A 22,341-nucleotide genomic window follows, 5' to 3' on the forward strand; every position below is an offset into this window, starting at 1 on the left:
ATCAGCTCTGCGCTAGGCCGGCAATATTATGCCAATAACCGTTACATTGTAGACTGTCCAGCGGCCAGTATTGTTGTTGGTTTGGTAATTGATTTATCTGTTTTTTGAACGCTGACACTGTCGCTAAACTCTTCGTTGAGTCGGGGCTGATCCTTATAATATCGACTAACCCTTGCATACTGTGCAGCTCATTAATTAAGTTGTAACAGTAACCAGAAAGGGTTTGGATACCATTCAGTTTAAAAACCTGTTGATCTTCTTGAGTGCTAGCGATGCGACCTTGAGGGTAATTGATGCAGGTTAAACCACAATTATCCTTGGCTTTATTTTCAGAGCGAGCGGTAAAACAACGTGCTGAATAAGCTAAGGGTAAGTGGCCATGAGCAAATAGCTCCACCTCAAATTGATCTCGAAACTGCATTTTATGGGTATCTTCAACAATGTTAGATAACCAATCCCTCGATAACTCTACGGGCATCACCCAGCGTTGCATGCCTTTATTAACTAATATCTTTAACGTATTTGCGTTATAGCAGTTGATAGCGGGGCCACATACAAAGGGCAACTTTTTCTCTGTTAATAGTTGGATTGCACCAAAATCGTTAGCTTCGATGCTGACTTCGCCATTCTCACATAATTTTCTGATCACACTGAGTTCAGAAGGGGCTTCTAATAAAGCCATGGTTGATAACACTATCTCTTTATTATGCTTATTCAGTGATTTAGCTAATTCAATCCAGTCTCTGGTTTTTAATTCTCGTCGCTTACTGCAGACGGTTTCACCTAAGTAAATGATATCAGCGTCACTATTTATAGCTTGTTGGTAAAAATCTATCGTTTGCTGTTTTGGCCAATAATATAAGATGGGTCCTAATGATAATTTCATATATGTCCTTAACACTTATTGCCAGTCTCGGTGATAGGCACCTAGCGTGGTTTGATTGCCTTCGGAGAGGTTAGCTAATTGTTGATTCCATTGTGCTTTAACTTGATAGTGAGCAGGGTGTTGAGTGTAACTATCAATAGCTGCTCGCCAGACGCTGGTGATTTGCTCTACGTAAGCGGGGCTACGTTGTCGTCCTTCAATTTTTACTGAGCTAATACCCATCTCAATTAAATCCGGTAAAAGCGACAGGGTATTTAAACTGGTTGGCTCTTCTAAGGCATGGTAAAGATGGTTATCAACACTAAATCTGCCTTTACATAAAGTAGGATAACCGGCTTTTTCATCGTCTTGGTATCGGTTGATTAAGATATTATTTAAACGAGAGGTCAAACCTTGCGGTGTTTCTTGCCAGCGAACAAACTTAGCGGGTGAACAAGCACCAACGGTATTCGGTGATTCGCCAGTGAAATAAGAGGATAAATAACATCGGCCTTCAGCCATAATACATAAACTACCAAAGGCAAATACTTCCAGTGACATATCACTGTTACGCGTTAGTTGTTTCACTTGATGTAGTGATAAAACACGCGGCAATACCACGCGTTTAATATTAAAGTTACGCTGATAAAAATCGATGGCAGCCGTATTGGTCGCGGATGCTTGCACTGATAAATGCAGCGCTAAATCTGGGTACTTTTGCGTGGCATAATCTAAGGTCGCGATATCTGCAATAATCGCTGCATTGGCGCCTAAGTCAACACATTGGTCAACGGCATTAAACCAACGTTTTTCTTGGCCAGGGTGAGCGAAAGTATTGATAGCAACATGTAAGTGTTTATTGTGATCAGCGACGTACTGTGCGCCTTTGCTGAGCTTAGAGGCGTTAAAATTAAGGCCTGCAAAATGACGGGCATTAGTTTGATCTTTTAAGCCGATATAAACGGCATCGGCACCGCAGTCGATAGCTGTTTTTAGCGCAGGTAAACTGCCTGCGGGGCATAATAATTCCATCGCTTACTCCCATTTTTAAATGGCTTATTGTAGTCAGTAAGTGAATGTTTTTATTGATGTAGGGCATATATTAGTGGGTTAATAGTGATTATCTATATAATAAAGTCATCAGATAAACCATGATTAATTGATGTACAGCAAGTTGTTTTTAGCGGAACAGATTAAAGTAATCATTCTCCTTCTCACTGACTAAGAGTAATGATCATGTTGGCCTTATTTAAAAAAGAGATACACCATCAACTTGTTATAAATGCACCCAGAGCGTTATCGTTTCCTTCTCGCTTGATACCTTTTTATGTGCAACAAAAAGGGCTAAGTTTAATATTAAATCAGTTATTTTCTGAAGAAATTAAAGAAGGGGAACTCGCTTTTTTAAAGGGTAAGTGGCTAACCATTAGCATCGATGATTTATCGGTACGTTGGCAAGTCAGTTTTACTGACCAACTAATTATAAAACCAGTTGATGGGGTGTCTGATGTAAGTTTTACTGCTAATGTTAATGACCTGATCCTAATCGCAGGGCGCAAAGAAGATCCTGATACTCTATTTTTTCAACGTCGTTTAAACATTGAGGGAGACACTGAACTGGGATTAGAAGTTAAAAACCTGTTAGACAATATTGATTTTGATAATTTATCACCTTTTATGCAAAGATTAATGGCACAATTTTCTGAGTTTGTGCAACAGGGAGTTAAGTCACCTAATCGTTTTATACCAGCGGTAGAATAAACAATTATATTATGGGTATCTTTTACACGCTAAGGTCTATAGGCTTAACATTTTATATTTAATTCTAGTGGACAGATGCCAAACGATAACTCAATCCCAACTGCTGAATCGATATCAGTGACCAATATAGATAAAAGTGAATTAACTTGTGCTAAATGTAATGCTGCTTGCTGCCAGTTAGAGGTGATGTTGATTACCGATACAGGTGTACCTGAGAAATATATCGATCGTGATCAATGGGGTGGTGAAACAATGAAAAAATTAGATGATGGTTGGTGTATTTGTGTCGATCGTGAAACCAAGTTATGTACCATTTATGAAAACAGACCTTGGGTGTGTAGAATTTTTGAAATGGGATCCTACGAGTGCAGTGATGAGTTTATTCCAGCAAACTAAGATCATTTTGCTAGTCAGTTAGGACAATGGGAAGGAGGCAGGTTAATCAACCTGCCTGCTTTTTTATTATTGAGCCGCTAGTTGTTTAAAGTACAAACAAGTATCAATTAGACGATTTGCAAAACCCCATTCATTATCACACCACACTAGCAATTTGACTAAGTGGCCATCACTAACACGTGTTTGTGTTCCATCAATAATACAAGAGCGTGGGTCATGGTTAAAGTCTACCGAGACTAAAGGCGCTTCTGTGTAACCTAGAATACCCGATAATGATGTGGTTGAGATCTTCTTTAAACATTGGTTGATATCATCAATGGATACTTTTTTATCTACGGTAATACTTAAATCCATGGCAGTCACATTAATGGTTGGCACCCGTACCGCAATCGCTTCAAATTTATCGGCAAACTTAGGTAAAATTCTTTCTATACCCGCCGCTAATTTAGTATCAACAGGAATGATTGATTGACTGGCTGCCCGTGTTCTGCGCAGGTCGTGATGATAAGAATCAATCACAGGTTGGTCATTCATGGCAGAGTGAATCGTTGTGATTGTGCCACACTTAATATCAAAAGCAGCATCTAAACTGGCAATCACAGGGACGATACAGTTAGTAGTACAAGATGCCCCTGAAATGTAAGTTTCTTGCCCAGTTAATGATTGATGGTTAACCCCATATACCACAGTCGCATCTACATCGTGGTCAGCAGGGTGTGAGAAGATCACCTTCTTCGCACCTGCATTTAAGTGTGCTTGTGCATCGGCTTTCGATCCATAAATACCTGTACAGTCAATAACCATATCAATATCTAATGCTTGCCATGGTAGGTCACCGATGTTTTCAAAAGCGAGTAATTTAATTGGGTGATCAGCAATTGTTAATTGTTGCTCTGTTTGTGTCACAGTAAAAGGAAAACGCCCATGCGTTGAATCATATTGTGTTAAATGACAGATAGCTTCGGCAGCGGCGAGTTCATTAATAGCGACAATCTCTATTTGAGATTGATGGCCGCCTTCAAATAAAGCACGTACCACACTACGGCCAATACGACCATAACCATTAATTGCAATTCGAAGAGACATGTAAGATTCCAGGTTGAAAGTGAATAGTACTTCTTCATGAGCAAGTTAAGTTTTATGTGGCGATTAACTAATAAGGAAAACGCGAGCTTGATGAAGAGAAGTGCTAAAAAAGGATATTGTAAAACAAAAGCAGGCAAAACAAAGAAAAAATTGATCGATATTGTTGATTTTTAAGTAGTGAGTATAAGAAAGCTAGCTTGAAGGTTCAGTGCTTTTTGGGTTGATAAGTCGACAGATTGTTAGCTTTTTAATCTTATAGCCAGTGTTAAAAGGTTAAATTTATTTAAATCACTGAAATGTCATCTTGGTTTTGTTAACATGGTCACGGTTTTAAAGGTAAACAAACAGAGTGAAATGCTCTAAATGAGGAAAAATGAGTTTAAATAAGGATAAGTACAGTATAGATAATACTGACTATACAGTAGGTCAAGATAACGTACAAAAGTGGGGATTTGATGTTCATAATCCTGTTTTTGGATTTAGTGCAGGTTTTATTGCGCTGTTTTTAGTGACAATTATGCTGGTGGATCCAGAAGTCTCTAAAGCAACATTAGATGGCTTGAAATGGCAAATCATCGGTGCATTTGATGGGCTATTTATGTGGTCTGCTAATTTGTTTGTTATTTTTTGCTTGGTACTAATCGTTTCACCCTTTGGTAAAATCCGTTTAGGTGGTGCTGGCGCAAAAAGTGATTATTCGACACTATCATGGTTATCAATGCTATTTGCTGCAGGTATGGGTATTGGTTTAATGTTCTGGGGGTTGCTGAGCCAGTGGCTTACTTCACTGGTTGGTATGAAACGCCGTTGAATGTTGATCCTAATACGCCGGAAGCTGCGAAATTAGCACTAGGTGCGACTATGTTCCATTGGGGTCTTCACCCTTGGGCAATTTATGGTGTTGTTGCATTATCATTAGCTTTCTTTGCTTACAATAAAGGCTTACCGCTTTCAATGCGTTCTATTTTTTACCCTATATTAGGCGATCGCACTTGGGGTTTACCTGGACACATTGTTGATATTCTAGCGGTAATTGCAACACTATTTGGTTTAGCAACATCCTTAGGGTTAGGCGCACAACAAGCAGCGAGTGGTTTCCATCACGTGTTTGGTATTGATGATGGGTTAACGACACAAATATCGATCATTGTTGGTGTGACTATTTTAGCTATTATATCTGTAGTTCGTGGTATTGATGGTGGTGTTAAGTTAATTAGTAACGTTAACATGCTATTAGCCATTGTATTAGTGGTGTTTGTTGCATTAGTAACTATGGCTGTTTCAATGGGTACTATCCCAACAACTGTAATGGGTTACGTTGAAAATATTATTCCATTAAGTAATCCTCACGGTCGTGAAGATGAAGCTTGGATGCATGGCTGGACAGTGTTCTACTGGGCTTGGTGGATTTCATGGTCACCATTCGTAGGTATGTTCATTGCGCGTGTTTCACGTGGCCGTACTGTTCGTGAATTTTTAACAGCAGTATTAATCATTCCAACATTAGTAACTATCCTGTGGATGTCTGTATTTGGTGGTGTTGCCATCGATCAAATTATCAATAATGTAGGTGAGTTAGGTACTAATGGGTTAACGGATGTATCGCTTGCGATGTTCCAAATGTTTGACCAATTACCATTGGGTAATATTTTATCGTTAATTGCTGTTGTATTAGTATTGGTATTCTTTATTACCTCTTCTGATTCAGGTTCATTAGTTATTGATAGTATTACAGCGGGCGGTAAAGTCGATGCACCTGTGCCACAACGTATCTTCTGGGCTTCAGTAGAAGGCGCGATAGCAATTGCACTGTTATGGGTTGGTGGAACGTCATCGATTCAAGCGCTACAAGCGGGTGCAATATCAACAGCATTACCGTTTACAATTATTCTATTAATCATGTGTGTAAGCTTGATTATGGGAATGAGAACAGAGCCTAAGTTAAGCAAGTAGTAATGCGTTAACTAAACTATATTAAAGTGATTTAAAAACCGATTAATCTATGATTAATCGGTTTTTTTATATCTATTGAATATGCAAATAGGAAATCAGTGCTATGAATCTATAACCACAAATCTTTGATAGGTGTTTCAGGATCGTAATGATACAAGACTTGGGCTTGCAGTAATTCTGCAGTGGCGATGGCATCGGTTAACGCATCATGGGGTTGGTAACTGGGTAAGTTATAACGTAAACGGCTGTTTCCTAAGCGAATAGAACCAGGTTTTTTGCGCTTTAACCAGTTTAAAAAACCTTCACATTGTTTACTTTGTATAGCGGCTTCGATTTGCATGGTATCTATAACGGGGAAAATTACCCCTTCATCGATTAATGCTCTTAAGTTTAAATCTAAAAAAGCTCGTTCAATATTACGATAATGAACCACAACCACTTTCCCTGCTATTTGCTCAAGAAAAGGACCTAATACTCGCAGCAAGTCTGGCGCTCCCTTTAAATCGGAGTGAGTGATACCATGAATAATAATCGACTCTTCTTCTAACTTATCTTGTGGAGTGATATACCATTTTTTAGCTTTACTACATAACACTCGGTTTAAATTGAAGGGTACTAAACCAATGCTGATAATACTATTCTGCTTTGGATCTAAACCAGTCGTTTCAAAATCTAAAGCGACAAATTCTATATCTTTTAGTGGTGTATCATCGTTATAAGTACCGACCTGATAGAATTCAGCTAAACGCTTATCTTTGCAATGTCGAGCCTGCAATTGTAAATACGCATTCCAATTTAAAATCTCTTTATTTATAAAATTATGCATATATAGCCCTAAAAAGTATTAGCCGTATAACGGAATTTTAAAAAGTTTTGTGCATTACTTAAGACTAAGAAAGCATCTTTCAAATAGCGTCGTTCAAGGTCAGACATATTTTCTGGCTCAATATTATTATCGGGCTCAATGTCTGACTCCACATCTAATGCTTGGTGGCGTAACCGTACGATGGATATTAACTCCATGGCATGATGTAAATCAGCGCCTTTAGATTTTGGTAAAATACCCGCTTCAATAATGTCATCTAAACGTTGGAATGAGTTTTGAGATTGTGAACCAATAGCCAAAGCATGAACTCGTATTAAATCAGCCAATGGTGCAGTACCACGACGTTTAAGATTGATAGAGTTGTTATGACGACCATCATTTTCCATTACAAAATCTTTAAAGAACCCTAATGGTGGTTTACGGTTTAATGCATTGCGAGCTAAACAAGCTAAGAAGCGCTTATTGTTTTTAGTGCGGCTAAGGATAAAGCGGTTCAGTTGTTCTGCCCACTTTGTACGGCCATACACGCCATTTAAATCAAAGAAGATATTACAGTTTAATAAGGCTTTTGGGTTTGGATCGTCTATCCACTCACCAAAGCAGGCCTCCCATTGCATTTGGGTTTTACGATATTCTGGATTAGTAGCCATAATATCGCCAGTACAATAAGTGTAACCACACGCATCTAAACCATCACACACAAAGTGCGACAGTTCTTCAAAATATTTACCATGAATTTCAGGATCATAGTTGTTATCTAATATGAGTCCGTTATCTTGGTCTGTAACCAATAGTTGCTCGTCTCGGGCCATCGAGCCTAAAGCTAAAAAACAGTAGGGAATAGGTGGTGGGCCGAACTTTTCTTCAGCTAATTCTAATAAACGCTGTTTAAAACTACGCCCAATTTCAGACATCGCTCTGCCAACCATGTGCGAGTTAGCATCTTCATTAACCATGCGAATGAAACAATCTTTTAATTGATTAGATAATTGCGCTAAATCTTCGGGGCTTTGTTGCTGGAAAATACTGCTTACAAATAACAGACTGTTTTGCGATTCATACCTAACGATATCAGATACTTCGATTAGACCAATTGGACGCTCTTTCTTCAAAATAGGTAAATGGTGGACATTATTTCGTAGCATCAGCAACATAGCTTCAGAAATATAAGCGTTGTGATCTAAAGAGATAAGATCCGTAGACATCACATCTGAAACAGGGTTGTCGACGCTTAAACCTGAAGCGACAACTTTTGCACAAAGATCGTGTTCGGTAATTAATCCCACGAAATGTTTTTCTTGCTCATTTTTAAGGTCATTAATTAACGCTGCGGATTGACCTTCTTCAGCCATAATTTGAGCAACACGTTGAATACTTGTATCACTTGCTAAAATTAATGGTTCACGAGTTAGCAGCGTGGTTACTTTAGAAGTGGTTAAATCAGATCCTTCACTTTTATTGGTCACAGCTTGTTTTAAGCGTGCGCTATCTTCTGATTCAACATAATCTGCAAAGTATTCAAAACGCTCACAGAGATCATAAAAAATATGACCTGGAATACAATAGAGTAGAGTGTCTTTAGTTGCTTTTGCAGGGAAGCGTACTTTGTTATTGGTTAATAATCCCATTTGACCAAATAAACCACCTTGGTCTAATCGATTATATAGGTTGCCGTTTCGTCGATATAATTCAACAACACCACTGCGTAGCATATATAATTCATTGATTTCATCTTTAAACTCAACGATATTGGTATTCGCCCGTTGGTAAGATATTTCTATGCTTTTAACAACCTCTATCAGGGCATCTTCAGGAAGCTCATCAAAAGGGGGATATTGGCTGATAAAGTCTTGAATTTCTAATAACTCAACTTCCATGGTGCACTCGATATTGTAGGGAATAGAATAATGCCGATATTACACAAGTTTATTTGAGTATGTTAGTAGTGAAGGGAGAAAATAATATGATCAATAATTGCTGTAAATAGTTAAAAATAGATAATTATATTAGTTTGTGACCATTTATAAATGTGCAATGAAGAAAGCAGTGTTGAGAATATTATATTTATGATAAAAATAAATGTTTTCAACAGAGAGTTAATGCAGTCTGTTTCAGACTAATGCGTTGTCTGAGTAGTTTACGCTGATGATTTATTAAAGGATTAATTGTAATGGGTATGTCAACGAGATTGGATCTCTTTTTAGATGTAGTACAGCATGGTTCGTTTGCAAAAGCGGCAGGGATAAGAAACATTGACCGTTCTGCGTTATCCAAGCAGATAAAAATATTAGAAAATGATTTAGGTGTGCGATTACTAAACCGCTCAACACGCGCATTATCTTTAACCGATGCCGGTAAAGAGATTTTAAAGCAGGCAGAATCGGTTCGCGAATTACTGGCTAATACACAACGTTTAGCTGAGTCTTATCATTCAGCACCAAAAGGGTTGCTAAGAATAACTAGTCCCTCTCTATTTGGTAAAATGTATATTCAAGATGCGGTAACCCAGTTTATGGCTGAGTACCCAGATACCCATATTAAACTTGTTTTAGAAGATAGACGTGCTGATATTATTGGTGAACGATTTGATATTGCTTTTCGAATAGGACCACCCCGAGATTCCAGCCTTATTGCGCGTAAACTAGCAAATAACGATACTGCTATTTTAGCTTCTCAACGTTTTATCGATACCTATGGAGAGCCAAAAACACCTGAAGAGCTGGTTAAATTACCCGCTATTATTTATTCAAATGGTGAAATCACAGCGAATAAGTTAATCATTTCAGATAAACCCAATAGTGACCAGATGGAGACCCATGTTTTATCGGGCAGACTCGAGGTAAATGAACTCAGTGTGTTATTAGATGCAGTGGAAGCAGGGTTAGGTTTTTCACAACGCAGCCTATTTGCATTAGACAAAAATATTAAAGAAAAAGGGTTGGTGCCGCTATTAACTGATTATAAATTGCCTGAAACAAACTGGGGATTGTATGCAGTGTACCCACATCGTAATCAAACACCATTAGTAAAGTTATTTATCGATACAGTGCAAAAGATGATAGGCACTCCACCTATTTGGGAATCGTACATAGATAATTATAAAGAGATGTATAAATAGGCAGACATAAAAAAGCCAGCATAAAAGCTGGCATTGATGCAGTTAAGTTTAACAAATCAGATTAATGATTATCAGACTTAATCGTAGAGAAGTGGTAATCAACGTCAACTACAGCACGGTAAACGATTTCACCACGTTGTTGAGCAAACTCTTGAACTGATACTTTAGAGTTATCAATTTCAATGTTATTTGCTGGTGATTGAGTGATAATTAATAATTTCTGACGTAATTGAGCGTCAGATAAATTTTCTAGGTTATCAACATAAGCAAAACCAGCTTCATACGCTTGTGCTTTATCAGTAAATGCATCAGTGTTGAAGTTTTTTTCTGAGTGAACAACTTGTGTGCTTGCTAGTGCGCCAGTGCTGATTAATAAAGCGGCTGCTAATGTAGTTAATTTTTTCATTTTATATACCTTAATTCTGTTCTATACCAAGTATGGTGATTAAAAGGCTCCCTCGGAGAGCTACTTCATATAATTAGTTGTCGTTTTGAAGTGTAGTAAAGTTGTAATCTACATCTATAACGGCACGGTAAGCGACTTCGCCACGAGCTTGAGAGAATTCTTCAACAAATACTTTAGAGTTGTTGATTTCAATATCGGTTGCTGGTGTCTGAGAGATAATTAACAGTTTTTGACGTAATTCTGCATCAGATAAGTCTTTTAAGTTATCTAAGTAATCAAAACCTGCTTCATAAGCTTGTGCTTTGTTAGCGAAAGAATCAGTGTTAAAATGTTTGTCTGAGTGAACAACTTGTGTACTTGCAAATACGCTTGTGCTGATAAGTAAAGTTGCTGCTAATGTAGCTAATTTTTTCATGATTGTTGCCTCTATAAAAGTTAAGTTTATTACTGTTATTTATAGAGTGAGTAGCATATCCCTATAGGCTTTTCTCTCACTCGATGGAAACATTATGCACTTAATTTATGTGACGGTCATCACATTATAATTCCATTCATTATGGACTTTTTGGCATCAATCATTTTTGATTCAGGTTGTCTGAGCAAGTCGATAAACTATATCTAACTATTTAATTTTCATTAAGCTATTGAATTTATACGTTTATATCTTTGTTGTAGATATATATTAATTCTTGGTTATTCTTTTTGTCCTTAGCTGGCATTGCTAATATGTTAGTAAAATTACTATTTAGGGTATTTCTTATGCTTTTTTTGAATAATGCCAAATATATTCATTAAGAGAGCTAAATTTACGTAGGAAAAGGCTTAGTTTGAGGTTAAGTAGACATTTGTTCGGCTGGGTAATAAGCGGCTAAATGATCTCAGTTATAGTTTCAATAAATTACCTCGTACTGCGTAACACTGACGTCATTGTATAATCTGAAAAATATTATAATTTTAAATATAATGCCACTTTCATTAACTAGCATTGACGCTATATAGTTAGAGCTGATAGTCACAACACTTATATCTGCAAGCACAACTTAAAATAAAGACGTTAAAACATCAGTCTATTATCTGTTATAAATAATGGACTGATGTGTTCTTTTTATGGGATGAAATCGTAGTCGTATTGGTTAATTAACAAATATCTTTAAGATAGCTTTTTAAACTATCAACCAGATTCTGTTGATGTGGTTGTATTTCTTGTTGCCCCCATACTGCAATTTCATCGCTTAGAGTATCGACAACCTTTGTACGTTGCCCACTCATTTCTTCTATTACGGCAAGCCCACAAAAAGGCACGTAACTTGGTGAATATCCACCTTCATGAATCATAACTAATCTATCGTTACAGAGTCTGTTAGCTTCTTTCATTAGGATATTCGTCATTTTTCTATAAGTTTCACTATTAAGGATCATAGGGCCCAATGGATCAACCGCAGCTGCATCAAAGCCACAAGCAACAACGATGATCTCTGGTTTAAAACGTTGTAAGGCAGGAACCACTAATTCATTTAATGTAGTCAGGTATGCGCCAATACCACTCCCTGCAGGTAAAGGGATATTAAAGTTATAACCATGACCTTCGCCCGTTCCTCTGTCAGAAATACCACCTGAATTTGCAGGAAGTTATTATCATGATGAATAGAAATTGTCAGTACATCGGCACTGTCATAGAATGCTTCTTCCGTCCCATTTCCATGATGGACATCCCAGTCGATCACTGCAACGCGTTTAACTAACTTTTTCGCTTGAGCTGCCATAATAGCTATTGGAATATTCCCTAACAAGCAGAAGCCGCTACCAGTATCTCGTTTAGCATGGTGCCCTGGTGGACGACTTAAACAGTAAGCGTTCTTAACGTCACCCTTTAAAACCGATTCCATTGCTTGAATAGCCATACCGCTTGATTGACGAGCGATTGTGAAGCCATTTTGAGCAAAAGGACTACCTTCTCCTGCATCACCGGCTCCCTTTGCACTTTTTTCCGAAAGAGATGCTATGTAGCGTTCAGTATGAAATCGTTGTAATGCTTCTATCGACGCCACCTTTGAATCAATAGACTTTAGTTGCTTCATAGCACCACTAACTTCTAATAAATTTTTTAATCGACGTTTAGTTTCCGGATTCTCATAGGAAGTTGTTGGTTGGAAATAAATGCCACTGTCATCATAAATAGAGCGGTTACCTGTATCGTGCCACATACAAATTTCATGGTATAAAAAGCCTGTTTTATCTATCATAGAAAACCTTTATTTAGTTTTTTTCAAAAATATAAAAGACATCTAAGCTGAATTGCTTAGATGTTTGTGAAGTGCTGTTTAAGCATTATGATGCGATTATCCGTTAATTTTTTGGTCATTTTACTTAACTATTTTTAAAGACTTTTAAGCAAGAATAAGAAAAAATATAATAGATATGGCTGCTGTGATTAATGTATAAGGTAATTGCGTTAAAGCATGATTCATTGGGCTAATGCCACATGCTTTAGCAGATAACACAGTTGAGTCACCGTAGAAACAAGCGTGTGAACCGAAGGCTGATGCTGATATTAATGCGCCTACGACTATCGGTAAATCTGCTCCTAAGTTCATTGCTAGTGGTATAACAATCGGCATCCCCACAACAAAGATCCCCCAGAATGATGCTGTTGCAAACGCTAATGCAGCCATTGTGATAAATACAAGGGCGGGTAAGTAAGCCACTGTCATGAATTGAGATACAGATTCAATCACATAGGATGTTGTTCCTAATGAATCATTTACCTGTGCTAACATAAAACCACAAAAGAGGGTGCCTAATGGTGCAATCATATCGATAAAGCCACTTAAAATAGCATCGAACATGTTGCCAATAGGCATGATATTTTGTAACGCATATAAACCCACAGTTAAAAAAATGGCAGCCATTGCACCGGCCATAATGTCGATATCAAATAACCAAGTGAAAAATATAAGTGCCCCGATTGGGATAAAGAAGTTAAGCATATGACTGTTTTTCACTGCCGGTTTAATTTCATGTTCAGCAGCGGCATCTTCTTCACACAATACTGCTCCTGTCGTCATTGCACGTTCTTCAGCAGCTTTCATTTTACCCAATAAAGGAATGTTACGGTTAATCACTAAAGCAACAACAACCAAACAAACCCAAGCGTAAATCATATAAGGAATAGCACTAATAAATAGCTCCATGCCTCCCCCTCAGCAGCAGCGCCAGTTTCCTCAAGTAAACCAGAGAAAAATACAGCCCACGTTGAGAATGGTAAAATGATACACACCGGTGCAGCCGTCGAGTCAACGATATAAGAAAGGAATTCACGAGAGACTTTCACTTTATCGGTTGCTTTACGCATTGATGAACCAATGGTTAGGGCATTTAAATAATCATCAATAAAAATGATCAATCCTAATGCCATAGTAGAAAACAATGTGCCTTTACGGCTTGTTACTTTATTGGATAACCAGTTACCAAAGCTGTCTGCACCACCGGCGCAACTTACTAAAGCAATCATGCTGCCCATCAGGCCACAGGCAATAAATATCCACGCAACAACATCATTTTGAAATACTGTTAAAAATATATTTCCTAATGATGGAATAAAATCAGTCGGTGATTTAGTCATTAATAGGCCTACTATAACTCCAATAAATAAAGACTCAACGGTACGTTTAGTGTAGATAGCGGTAGTAACGACAACCAATACGGGTAATAAACTCCAAGCGCCATATTCAGATTGCTCTGCACCTATTACGTGGTAACAAGTTAAGGCTACGGCGGCGACTATAAATGCGATAATGGTTACTTTAATATTGATATGATTTTCTTGTGTACGGCCTAGTTCGGGACCCATCTTTGGTCTTGTCATGATTAACTTCCTTTTTATTTTCTTTCAGAACTATGATCCGTAAGCAATAATGATGGTTCATAGTACTGTTTTAAAAGCATTAAATTGCAATGTTTAGCAATCTAATACTTTTAATAAGAGGGGGATTATTTCTCGGTATTAATTACTTTAGGTTGTTGCTGGGTGATACAGTGGATATTGCCTCCGCCAAGCAGTATTTCTCGAGCGGGGATACCAATGATTTCTCTATCTGGGAATTGCTCAGCTAAGATAGTCGCTGCCTTTTCATCTTTCTTAGGGTCTAACTTTGGGAAGACAATATGTTTGTTAGCAATATAAAAATTTGCGTAAGAGCCAGCTAAACGCTGACCTTCTTCACGCGGCTGGCTATCATTATTATCATCTATACCTTTAGCTTCCTCTTTACTGATATAAAGGGGGCCGGATGTGGCAACTTTACTACTTTTAAGGTTCGTCCTTGCGCATCCGTACTATTAGTTAAAATACGATAAGCATCTTCAGAGATTGCGTGTTGGGGATCATTGGGGTCATCACAATAATGAAGAGCTACAACGCCTGGTTTGATGAAGCAACATAGGTTGTCGATATGACCATCGGTCTCATCTTCTATGGTGCCTTGATCTAACCAGATAATACGTTCGACATTTAAATAATTTTTTAATAATTGTTCGATCTGCTCTTTACTGAGGTCTGGATTACGATTTGGATTAAGCAGACACTCTTTGGTGGTGATTAATGTACCTTGCCCATCAACATGAATTGAACCTCCTTCTAATACGATCGGGGCATCAAATCGTGTCGCATCGCTGATTTCACATACCTTTTTTGCTACGCGGCTATCTTTAGACCAATCAGGGTAAAGTCCACCTTGTTCACCTCCCCATGCATTAAAGTCCCAATCAACAGCAGCTAGATCACCACTGTCATTGATTAAGAAACTTGGGCCAATATCTCGCATCCAAGCATCATTACTGCTCATTTCTACTACCTTAATATGTTCAGGTAATAGATCGCGGGCATTATTATATTGCTGGTCACTGACTGCGACAGTCACTTCTTCACTTTTAGCAATTGCACAAGCCACTTCCGCAAATGCTTTTTGCGCTGGTGCTGCGTTTAAACGCCATACATCATTGCGTTCAGGCCACAGCATCCAACATCCATCGTGAGGCTCAAACTCACCGGGCATGCGAAAACCTGCTTCTGCCACATTATTGTTATTTGTCATGGCCATCACCTAGATAAATTTATCAGCTTTTAAGTCTTCAACGGTCGATTCGATGGCAGCACGAAGAATATTAACCACTTCATCTACCGTATCGCGCGTCCAAATGAGTGGTGGAGAAAGTACATTTAAATGCGCAATTGGTCTAACAATTAAGCCACGCTGTTGGCAATGCTGGGCAATTCGTTTACCGACATTAGCTTCATAGGGAATTAGCGCTTTAGTTTCTTTGTTAGCTACACTTTCAATACACATCATAAAGTGGCTACCACGTACATCACCTACAATTGGCAAGTCCTTTAGCGTTTTAAGTTGTTGTTCTAAATAAGGTCCTACTGCTAGCACGTTATCACATATTTTCTCACGTTCCATTATTTCGATATTTTTTAATGCTACAGCACAAGCAACAGGGTGACCAGAGTAGGTAAATCCAGTACTAAAAACAGCACCTTTAGCTTGTGGCTTTTTGATCACGTCGTAAATTTCATCACTTAATAAGGTTGCGCCTAAAGGAATGTAGCCAGACGTAATTCCTTTTGCACAAATAATGATGTCAGGTTGAATACCAAATACTGATTCACTAGCAAAAAAGTGTCCTAAACGCCCAAATGCAGTAACGACTTCATCTGAAATAAATAAGATGTCATTGGCTTTACATAAATCAAAAATTCTTTTGTGGTAACCCTCTGGCGCGACTAAAACACCACCTGCACCCATAATTGGTTCTGCAATAAACGCGGCAACTTGGTCTGCGCCACCCATATTTTCCAGATTAGTTTCAAAGTCTTTGACTAGGTAGTCACAGTATTCTGCTTCATTCATCCCTTCAGGCATACGGTAACAATTCGCTTCACTAATATGTGTCACTAAGTCGTTAACTACATCAAACCCTTCATTATTGCCTACAGTACCGGTAAGAGTTGATGCCATGTAAGTGGTGCCATGGTAGCCGCTATGGCGCGATATGATCTTCTTCTTACTTGGTTTACCAATTTGGTTAAAGTAATAATGAACAATACGGATCGCTTGGTCATTAGCGACTGAACCGCCACAACTATAAAATACATGATTTAAATTAGCCAGGGCCAGAGAGGCTAGTTTGGCTGATAGTTGAATGGCTGGAATGTTAGATAAATTATTAAAAGGTGAATAATAAGCCATTTTGGTCGCTTGCTCGGCCATGACCTGACCTAACTCAGATCGCCCATGTCCTATGTTGACACACCATAACCCAGCAATGCCATCTAAATACTTATTGTCATTGATATCATAGATATACGCACCTTCACTGTGAGCGATGATATCGCACCCAGATTGATGAAAGTCTGAGAAATCAGTAAAAGGATGTACGAAGTGGTCTTTATCTTGTTGCCATAGTGTTTTAACATCATATTGCATATTTATAACCCATTGTTTATTATGAAGTAAGTGTTATTGAATATCTATCATGCTTTTTAAATTACTATCAGTGCTAAGATGTTTGATATACCGCTAGGGGTAAATAGTGAATTTACTCATCGTTTATTGAGTTAAGGACGATCATGGACTGGAATAAATCAATAGCAAATATGATTAATCATATGTCGCTACAAAGCTGGCCAGTTGTCATGATTGAAAGCCTTCAGGCGTTGGCGCATTTCGATACTTGGTTAATCGCTACCTATAAGCAACAATTCAAACCGATCGTTGTTCACACTTCATATCAAATTGAATCTCAAAAGAAAATTCATCGTTTTCTTAATAAAGCCTATTTATTAGATCCGCTTTTTAATGCCATAGAAAATGGGTTGAATGACGGTTTGTATCGGTTGCGAGACCTCGCTCCAGATCAATTCAACAATACAGAACAATATAAAAGTTGTTACAGTGATTTCGATTTAAGTGATGAGATAATTTTTGTCACCCGTTTGGATAATGGTGTTGTGTTTACCATCTCGTTAGGGAGAACCTCTAAATTAGGTGGTATTAGTCGAGTTGAGCTTAATCGATTAAAGAGTGTTCAACCTATTTTACAAGCGATGAGCAAGCAATTTTGGATTGCACAGTCTTCTCAATATGTTCACGATGAGCAATCACGCTACTCTTTAGAACATGCGATTAACACTTTTGGCAGCAATGTTCTGACACCTCGTGAAAAACAAATCACAGCCTTAATTTTGCAAGGGCATTCCTCAAAATCAATTTCAGAGTCATTGAACATTAGTGTCGGGACAATCAAGGTACACCGAAAAAGCATTTATATGAAGCTAGATATCTGTAGAGAGTCTGAATTATTTTCACAATTTATTAATCGCTTACATACTCTCTTAAATATAACCCTCTCTATCATCCTTTCGAAGATAACTTATACCTGTAGGGGTATAGGTTTGCCACTGCTGGCTCCTTATTATCAATACAACTGATATAAGGAGGTGTAATGAACAACCTAACGATTAATCAAAGTAGACTATGGGATAGCCTAACGGAGATGGCTAAAATTGGTGCCACGGAAAAAGGGGGATGTTGTCGTCTTGCGCTTACTGATATCGATAAACAGGGACGTGATCTATTTATTGAGTGGTGCATTGAAGCTGGTTGTTCAATTCATATTGATAAAATGGGCAATATATTTGCTCGTCGTGAAGGCTTTGAACATGTTTCTGCTATTGGTACTGGTAGCCATTTAGATACACAACCTACAGGTGGCAAGTTTGACGGTATTTATGGTTGTCTTGCTGGTTTAGAAGTGATTCGCAGTTTAAATGAACAGAACATCACAACTCGTCGTCCCATAGAAGTGTCTGTTTGGACCAATGAAGAAGGTTCACGTTTTGCACCCGCCATGGTTTCTTCTGGCGTATACAGTGGAAAATTCGATTTAGAATACGCGCATCAACAGGTCGATAGCGACGGGATTAGCATTGCAGAAGCATTACATGCAATAGGCTACATGGGGGATGAGGAAGTCGGACAACGCGACCTACATAAATTTTTTGAGTTGCATATAGAACAAGGCCCCGTACTAGAGCAAGAGCATAAACAAGTTGGGATTGTCACAGGTGTGTTAGGCATGCGTTGGTACGATGTCACTTTTACTGGTACCGCTGCACATGCGGGGCCAACCCCAATGAGCTATCGTAAAGATGCCCTGTATGCCGCAACGCAAGTATTTAATGAACTTTATCAAATAGCAGAAAGAGAGGAAGCGAACGGTGCACGTTGTACCGTTGGTGAGTTAGCTATTATCAAAGGATCACGTAATGTTATTCCAGGTGATGTTACCTTTACGCTAGATTTACGCCATGCTGAATTAGCTGGTTTATCTGATTTAGAAGCACAAGCGAAACAAGTTATTAACAACGTAGCAGAATGCACCGGTGTTGAAATCCAGATGGATAATATTTGGGATAGTCCACCACTTGCCTTCAATGCGGATTGTGTTAATGCAGTTAACTATGCCGTAGAAAATTCAGGGTTAACTTATCAACGTTTAGTCAGTGGGGCTGGCCATGATGCGGTTAATATTGCCAGCGTAGTACCAACTTCAATGATATTCATCCCATCTATCGGTGGTATTAGCCATAATGAAGCGGAATATTCTAGTCCAGACCAAGTGGGTGATGGCTGTCAGATCTTATTTGACGTGATTTTAAACGAAGCCAATAAATAATACCAATCATAGTAAGTAACTGATCTATTTTACTTGTTAAAACAACTTATTTTTCGTTGTAAGTTTCGTATAGGGAACAACCATTTACATCAACTTACGCCTCAAACTAAGCCATTTTTAAGGCGCAAAATTTAGATCAGTTATTTAATACAATTGGTATAACACCGTCTTATTCGAGTCAATAAGCAACTATTTATTACCAACGCAAAGAGTTCAATGCTTTGAGTTGGTGTCCAAATAAAATACACATCTAACATGGAGTATGTAATGAAAAGTTATTCACAATGGCAAGAGATGGCCAACTCAATTGAATTTAATACTAATGCTTTTATAAATGGTACTTTTGTTGCCGCACAATCTGGGGAAACATTCTCTTCTATTAATCCTGCAACGGGTGAAGTCCTTGCAGAGGTTGCAAGTTGTGATAGTGAAGATGCAGAGATAGCGGTAGCAGTAGCAAAACAGGTATTTGAATCTGGTTCATGGTCTAGAAAGCCCGCTTTAGAGCGTAAAAAGACATTATTAAAATTTGCCGATTTAATTGAGCAACACGCTGAGACCTTATCACTAATCGATACTTTGGATATGGGCAAGCCTATTGCAGACTGTGTTGGTTTTGATATACCTAATACAATAGAAACATTCCGTTGGACAGCCGAAGCCATTGATAAAGTCTATGGCGAAATATCACCCACTAACACTAACAGTATGGCATTAATGACTCATGAGCCGATTGGTGTTGTCGCTGCGATTGTTCCTTGGAATTATCCTCTTATGATGGCCAGTTGGAAAATTGCCCCAGCATTAGCAGCGGGTAATAGTGTGATCCTAAAACCTTCTGAAAAATCTCCTCTAAGTGCGTTGTTTTTAGCAACCTTAGCAAAGGAAGCTGGCATTCCAGATGGCGTGTTTAACGTGCTACCTGGTTTTGGCCATACGGTGGGGAAAGCGCTAGCATTACATAATGAAGTTGATGTGATTACTTTTACTGGGTCGACTAAGGTTGCAGGTCAGTTAATGGGATATGCTGGTGAGTCAAACTTAAAACGAACTTGGCTTGAAGCAGGTGGTAAATCACCTTGTATCATTTTTGCTGATTGTGAAGATTTAGAGGCGGCGGCATTTGCTGCGGCCTTTGGTATTTTCTCCAATCAAGGCGAAGTATGTATTGCTACATCTCGATTATTGATTGAAGAATCCATTAAAGATAAATTTATGGGGTTATTAGTGGAACAAGCGAAAAACTTTATTCCTGGTGACCCGCTTAATCCTGAAACGAATATGGGCGCGATTGTTGATCAACAACACCTCAATAATATTATAAGCTTTATTGAATCAGGTGTTAGTGAAGGGGCTAATTTGTTATATGGCGGCAACCAAACCACAGTTGATGGTCAAGGCTGTTTTGTACAACCGACTATCTTTACAGATACCCAACAAAATATGAATATTGTTGAGAATGAAATATTTGGCCCTGTGGTTGCTGTTAATACGTTTACAACATGGGAAGAAGCTATTCACTTAGCAAATGACAGTAAATACGGTTTAGCAGCTGGTATCTGGACTGATAATTTAAAGAAAGCACATAAAACAGCACGTGAGTTACAAGCGGGTATGGTATGGATAAACAACTGGGCAGGCAGTGATTCGACAACCCCTTTTGGTGGCGTAAAACAGTCTGGTAATGCACGTGATAAATCATTGCACTCTATTGATAAATATACTGAAATGAAAACAACTTGGATTGATTTAAGTTAATAGTCATTTAAGCTGTTACTAATAAAAATCCCCGCTAATGTTGCATTAGCGGGGATTTTTTTGTTTATATAAGTACTCTTTTCTATAAAACCTATCAGCCATTTTGACGGATAGGTTTAGGAAAGGTAATGATTTAACTAACTATTCTTATCAACAACGCTATTAAATAGTGTTGTAAAGTTATCTAAACCTTCATTAATAATCTCATCGGAAATAGTTAATGCAGGTAGGAAACGGATAACATTGCCGTAAAAACCACAAGTAAGCAGTACTAAACCGTGTTCAGCAGCATTAGCAATAATAGCCTGAGTTAATGCGGTGTTTGGTTGCTCAGCATCACCATTTTTAACAAACTCAAGGGCTATCATTGCGCCTTGATTTCTAACCTCTAGGATAACTTCAGGATACTGTTGTTGTAATTGGCTTAAACGTTGGTTAAATAAATCACCAATCTCAACCGCGCGTTGTACTAAGTTTTCTTCTTCTATTACTTCTAAAACTGCTAATGCCGCTGCACAAGCTACTGGAGAACCACCATAAGTGCCACCTAAACCACCAGGTAGTGGTGCATCCATTATCTCGCTTTTACCAACAACCGCTGAAATTGGGAAACCACCTGCAATCCCTTTAGCCATGGTCATTAAATCAGGTTCAACACCTGAATACTCGAACGCAAACATTTTACCAGTACGACCAAAGCCAGATTGAATTTCATCGGCAATCAGCATGATCCCATGTTGATCACAAAGATCTCTTAATGCTTGAAGGAATTCAGGTGGTGCAGCGTAAAACCCACCTTCACCTTGAACAGGCTCCACAATAATAGCTGCTACGTCAGTAGGGCAGATATCTGCTTTAAATAAATTATTTAAAGCCTTAAGCGAATCTTTAACTGATACATCATGGCGTTCCATAGGGAATGGGGCGTGGAAAATATCGGAAGGAAACGGACCAAATAAGTTTTTGTAAGGTGTGACTTTACCGGTTAACGCCATGGTTAAATTAGTACGGCCATGAAAACCACCATTAAACGCAATCACACCGCGACGACCAGTATGCGCACGTGCAATTTTTACACAGTTTTCTACTGCTTCTGCACCTGTGGTGACAAAGATGGCTTTCTTTGGCGAATTACCAGGTGCTGCTGCAGTTAATTTTTCTGCTAAAGTCACAGCAACTTCATATGGATTAACCATCACACAGGTGTGGCTAAATTTATCTATTTGTTGTTTCGCTGCTTCCACAATTTTAGGGTGGCTATGGCCGGTGTTACACACCGCAATGCCGGTCCCAAAGTCGATGTAACGATTACCTTCCACGTCCCATAGTTCTGCATTTTTTGCATGCTCAACATATACTGGATAAATATTACCTTGGCCACGCGCAAAGGCTTCTGTTTTTCTGTTTTGTAAACTGCTGTTTGTCATGTTCAT

General features: G+C 38.5%; 21 protein-coding genes and 1 pseudogene. 7 read left to right on the forward strand and 15 right to left on the reverse strand.

Annotated elements, in window-relative coordinates; genetic code table 11:
* Position 1: 1 nt before the first annotated feature.
* Positions 2–886: a U32 family peptidase gene (locus ACLKL2_RS01030; protein WP_413693038.1), complete on the reverse strand. Its 885-nt coding sequence runs from the start codon at positions 884–886 to the stop codon at positions 2–4.
* A 15-nt stretch (positions 887–901) separates the two neighbouring features.
* On the reverse strand, positions 902–1,897 hold the full coding sequence (gene ubiU, locus ACLKL2_RS01035; RefSeq protein WP_413693039.1) for a ubiquinone anaerobic biosynthesis protein UbiU: 996 nt from the start codon (positions 1,895–1,897) through the stop codon (positions 902–904).
* Between the two features lie 204 nt (positions 1,898–2,101).
* Here ubiU and ubiT point away from each other — a divergent pair, with 204 nt between their 5' ends.
* A complete protein-coding gene (ubiT, locus tag ACLKL2_RS01040) occupies positions 2,102–2,626 on the forward strand; it encodes a ubiquinone anaerobic biosynthesis accessory factor UbiT (RefSeq protein WP_413693040.1) in 525 nt (174 codons plus the stop codon).
* A 75-nt stretch (positions 2,627–2,701) separates the two neighbouring features.
* A complete protein-coding gene (locus tag ACLKL2_RS01045; protein ID WP_413693041.1) occupies positions 2,702–3,022 on the forward strand; it encodes a YkgJ family cysteine cluster protein in 321 nt (106 codons plus the stop codon).
* 66 nt (positions 3,023–3,088) lie between these two features.
* On the opposite strand, the gene epd is transcribed toward ACLKL2_RS01045, so the two are convergent.
* On the reverse strand, positions 3,089–4,108 hold the full coding sequence (epd, locus tag ACLKL2_RS01050) for an erythrose-4-phosphate dehydrogenase (protein WP_413693042.1): 1,020 nt from the start codon (positions 4,106–4,108) through the stop codon (positions 3,089–3,091).
* A gap of 373 nt (positions 4,109–4,481) precedes the next feature.
* Between epd and ACLKL2_RS01055 the strand changes: the two are divergent.
* Positions 4,482–6,061, forward strand: a pseudogene (locus ACLKL2_RS01055) (BCCT family transporter).
* Positions 6,062–6,170: 109 nt separating this feature from the next.
* Here ACLKL2_RS01055 and ACLKL2_RS01060 read toward each other — a convergent pair.
* Positions 6,171–6,887, reverse strand: coding sequence for a 3'-5' exonuclease (locus tag ACLKL2_RS01060; RefSeq protein ID WP_113819403.1), 717 nt, complete (start codon positions 6,885–6,887; stop codon positions 6,171–6,173).
* 8 nt (positions 6,888–6,895) lie between these two features.
* Entirely contained in the window at positions 6,896–8,764 is a 1,869-nt protein-coding gene (locus ACLKL2_RS01065; RefSeq protein ID WP_113819404.1) for a DUF294 nucleotidyltransferase-like domain-containing protein, read from the reverse strand.
* 293 nt (positions 8,765–9,057) lie between these two features.
* Here ACLKL2_RS01065 and ACLKL2_RS01070 point away from each other — a divergent pair, with 293 nt between their 5' ends.
* Positions 9,058–10,005: a LysR family transcriptional regulator gene (locus ACLKL2_RS01070; RefSeq protein WP_113819405.1), complete on the forward strand. Its 948-nt coding sequence runs from the start codon at positions 9,058–9,060 to the stop codon at positions 10,003–10,005.
* Positions 10,006–10,066: 61 nt separating this feature from the next.
* Here the strand turns inward: ACLKL2_RS01070 and ACLKL2_RS01075 are convergent, their stop codons facing one another.
* From ACLKL2_RS01075 to ACLKL2_RS01115, 9 genes are all read right to left on the reverse strand, one after another.
* Entirely contained in the window at positions 10,067–10,411 is a 345-nt protein-coding gene (locus ACLKL2_RS01075; RefSeq protein WP_113819406.1) for a DUF3316 domain-containing protein, read from the reverse strand.
* A gap of 73 nt (positions 10,412–10,484) precedes the next feature.
* Positions 10,485–10,826 carry a DUF3316 domain-containing protein gene (locus ACLKL2_RS01080; protein ID WP_113819407.1) on the reverse strand — a complete coding sequence of 114 codons (342 nt, stop codon included), beginning with the start codon at positions 10,824–10,826 and terminating at the stop codon, positions 10,485–10,487.
* A gap of 722 nt (positions 10,827–11,548) precedes the next feature.
* On the reverse strand, positions 11,549–12,019 hold the full coding sequence (locus tag ACLKL2_RS01085) for a hypothetical protein (RefSeq protein ID WP_413694219.1): 471 nt from the start codon (positions 12,017–12,019) through the stop codon (positions 11,549–11,551).
* Positions 11,935–12,654, reverse strand: a complete 720-nt coding sequence (locus ACLKL2_RS01090; protein ID WP_413693043.1) for a hypothetical protein — start codon at positions 12,652–12,654, stop codon at positions 11,935–11,937. The genes ACLKL2_RS01085 and ACLKL2_RS01090 overlap by 85 nt, the downstream gene beginning before the upstream one ends.
* Positions 12,655–12,798: 144 nt before the next feature.
* Positions 12,799–13,602 carry a Na+/H+ antiporter NhaC family protein gene (locus ACLKL2_RS01095; RefSeq protein ID WP_413693044.1) on the reverse strand — a complete coding sequence of 268 codons (804 nt, stop codon included), beginning with the start codon at positions 13,600–13,602 and terminating at the stop codon, positions 12,799–12,801.
* Positions 13,569–14,276, reverse strand: coding sequence for a hypothetical protein (locus ACLKL2_RS01100; protein ID WP_413693045.1), 708 nt, complete (start codon positions 14,274–14,276; stop codon positions 13,569–13,571). Before ACLKL2_RS01100 ends, ACLKL2_RS01095 begins: the two co-directional genes overlap by 34 nt.
* 125 nt (positions 14,277–14,401) lie before the next feature.
* Positions 14,402–14,686, reverse strand: a complete 285-nt coding sequence (locus tag ACLKL2_RS01105; protein WP_413694220.1) for an agmatine deiminase family protein — start codon at positions 14,684–14,686, stop codon at positions 14,402–14,404.
* Positions 14,659–15,504, reverse strand: coding sequence for an agmatine deiminase (aguA, locus tag ACLKL2_RS01110; RefSeq protein ID WP_413693046.1), 846 nt, complete (start codon positions 15,502–15,504; stop codon positions 14,659–14,661). Before aguA ends, ACLKL2_RS01105 begins: the two co-directional genes overlap by 28 nt.
* 9 nt (positions 15,505–15,513) lie before the next feature.
* The gene (locus ACLKL2_RS01115; protein WP_413693047.1) at positions 15,514–16,899 is read right to left on the reverse strand and encodes an aminotransferase; all 1,386 of its coding nucleotides are present in this window, start codon (positions 16,897–16,899) and stop codon (positions 15,514–15,516) included.
* 143 nt (positions 16,900–17,042) lie between these two features.
* Between ACLKL2_RS01115 and ACLKL2_RS01120 the strand changes: the two genes are divergently transcribed.
* The 3 genes from ACLKL2_RS01120 to ACLKL2_RS01130 all read left to right on the forward strand — a co-directional run bounded on the left by ACLKL2_RS01120 (position 17,043) and on the right by ACLKL2_RS01130 (position 20,908).
* The gene (locus ACLKL2_RS01120; protein ID WP_413693048.1) at positions 17,043–17,903 is read left to right on the forward strand and encodes a helix-turn-helix transcriptional regulator; all 861 of its coding nucleotides are present in this window, start codon (positions 17,043–17,045) and stop codon (positions 17,901–17,903) included.
* A 14-nt stretch (positions 17,904–17,917) separates the two neighbouring features.
* The gene (locus ACLKL2_RS01125) at positions 17,918–19,150 is read left to right on the forward strand and encodes a Zn-dependent hydrolase (protein ID WP_413693049.1); all 1,233 of its coding nucleotides are present in this window, start codon (positions 17,918–17,920) and stop codon (positions 19,148–19,150) included.
* A 267-nt stretch (positions 19,151–19,417) separates the two neighbouring features.
* Positions 19,418–20,908, forward strand: coding sequence for an aldehyde dehydrogenase (locus tag ACLKL2_RS01130; RefSeq protein ID WP_413693050.1), 1,491 nt, complete (start codon positions 19,418–19,420; stop codon positions 20,906–20,908).
* Between the two features lie 137 nt (positions 20,909–21,045).
* Here ACLKL2_RS01130 and gabT read toward each other — a convergent pair whose 3' ends face one another.
* Positions 21,046–22,335: a 4-aminobutyrate--2-oxoglutarate transaminase gene (gene gabT, locus ACLKL2_RS01135; RefSeq protein WP_413693051.1), complete on the reverse strand. Its 1,290-nt coding sequence runs from the start codon at positions 22,333–22,335 to the stop codon at positions 21,046–21,048.
* Positions 22,336–22,341 lie beyond the last annotated feature (6 nt).

The sequence above is a fragment of the Psychromonas sp. KJ10-2 genome, assembly GCF_047323255.1.
Taxonomy (GTDB): Bacteria; Pseudomonadota; Gammaproteobacteria; order Enterobacterales; family Psychromonadaceae; genus Psychromonas.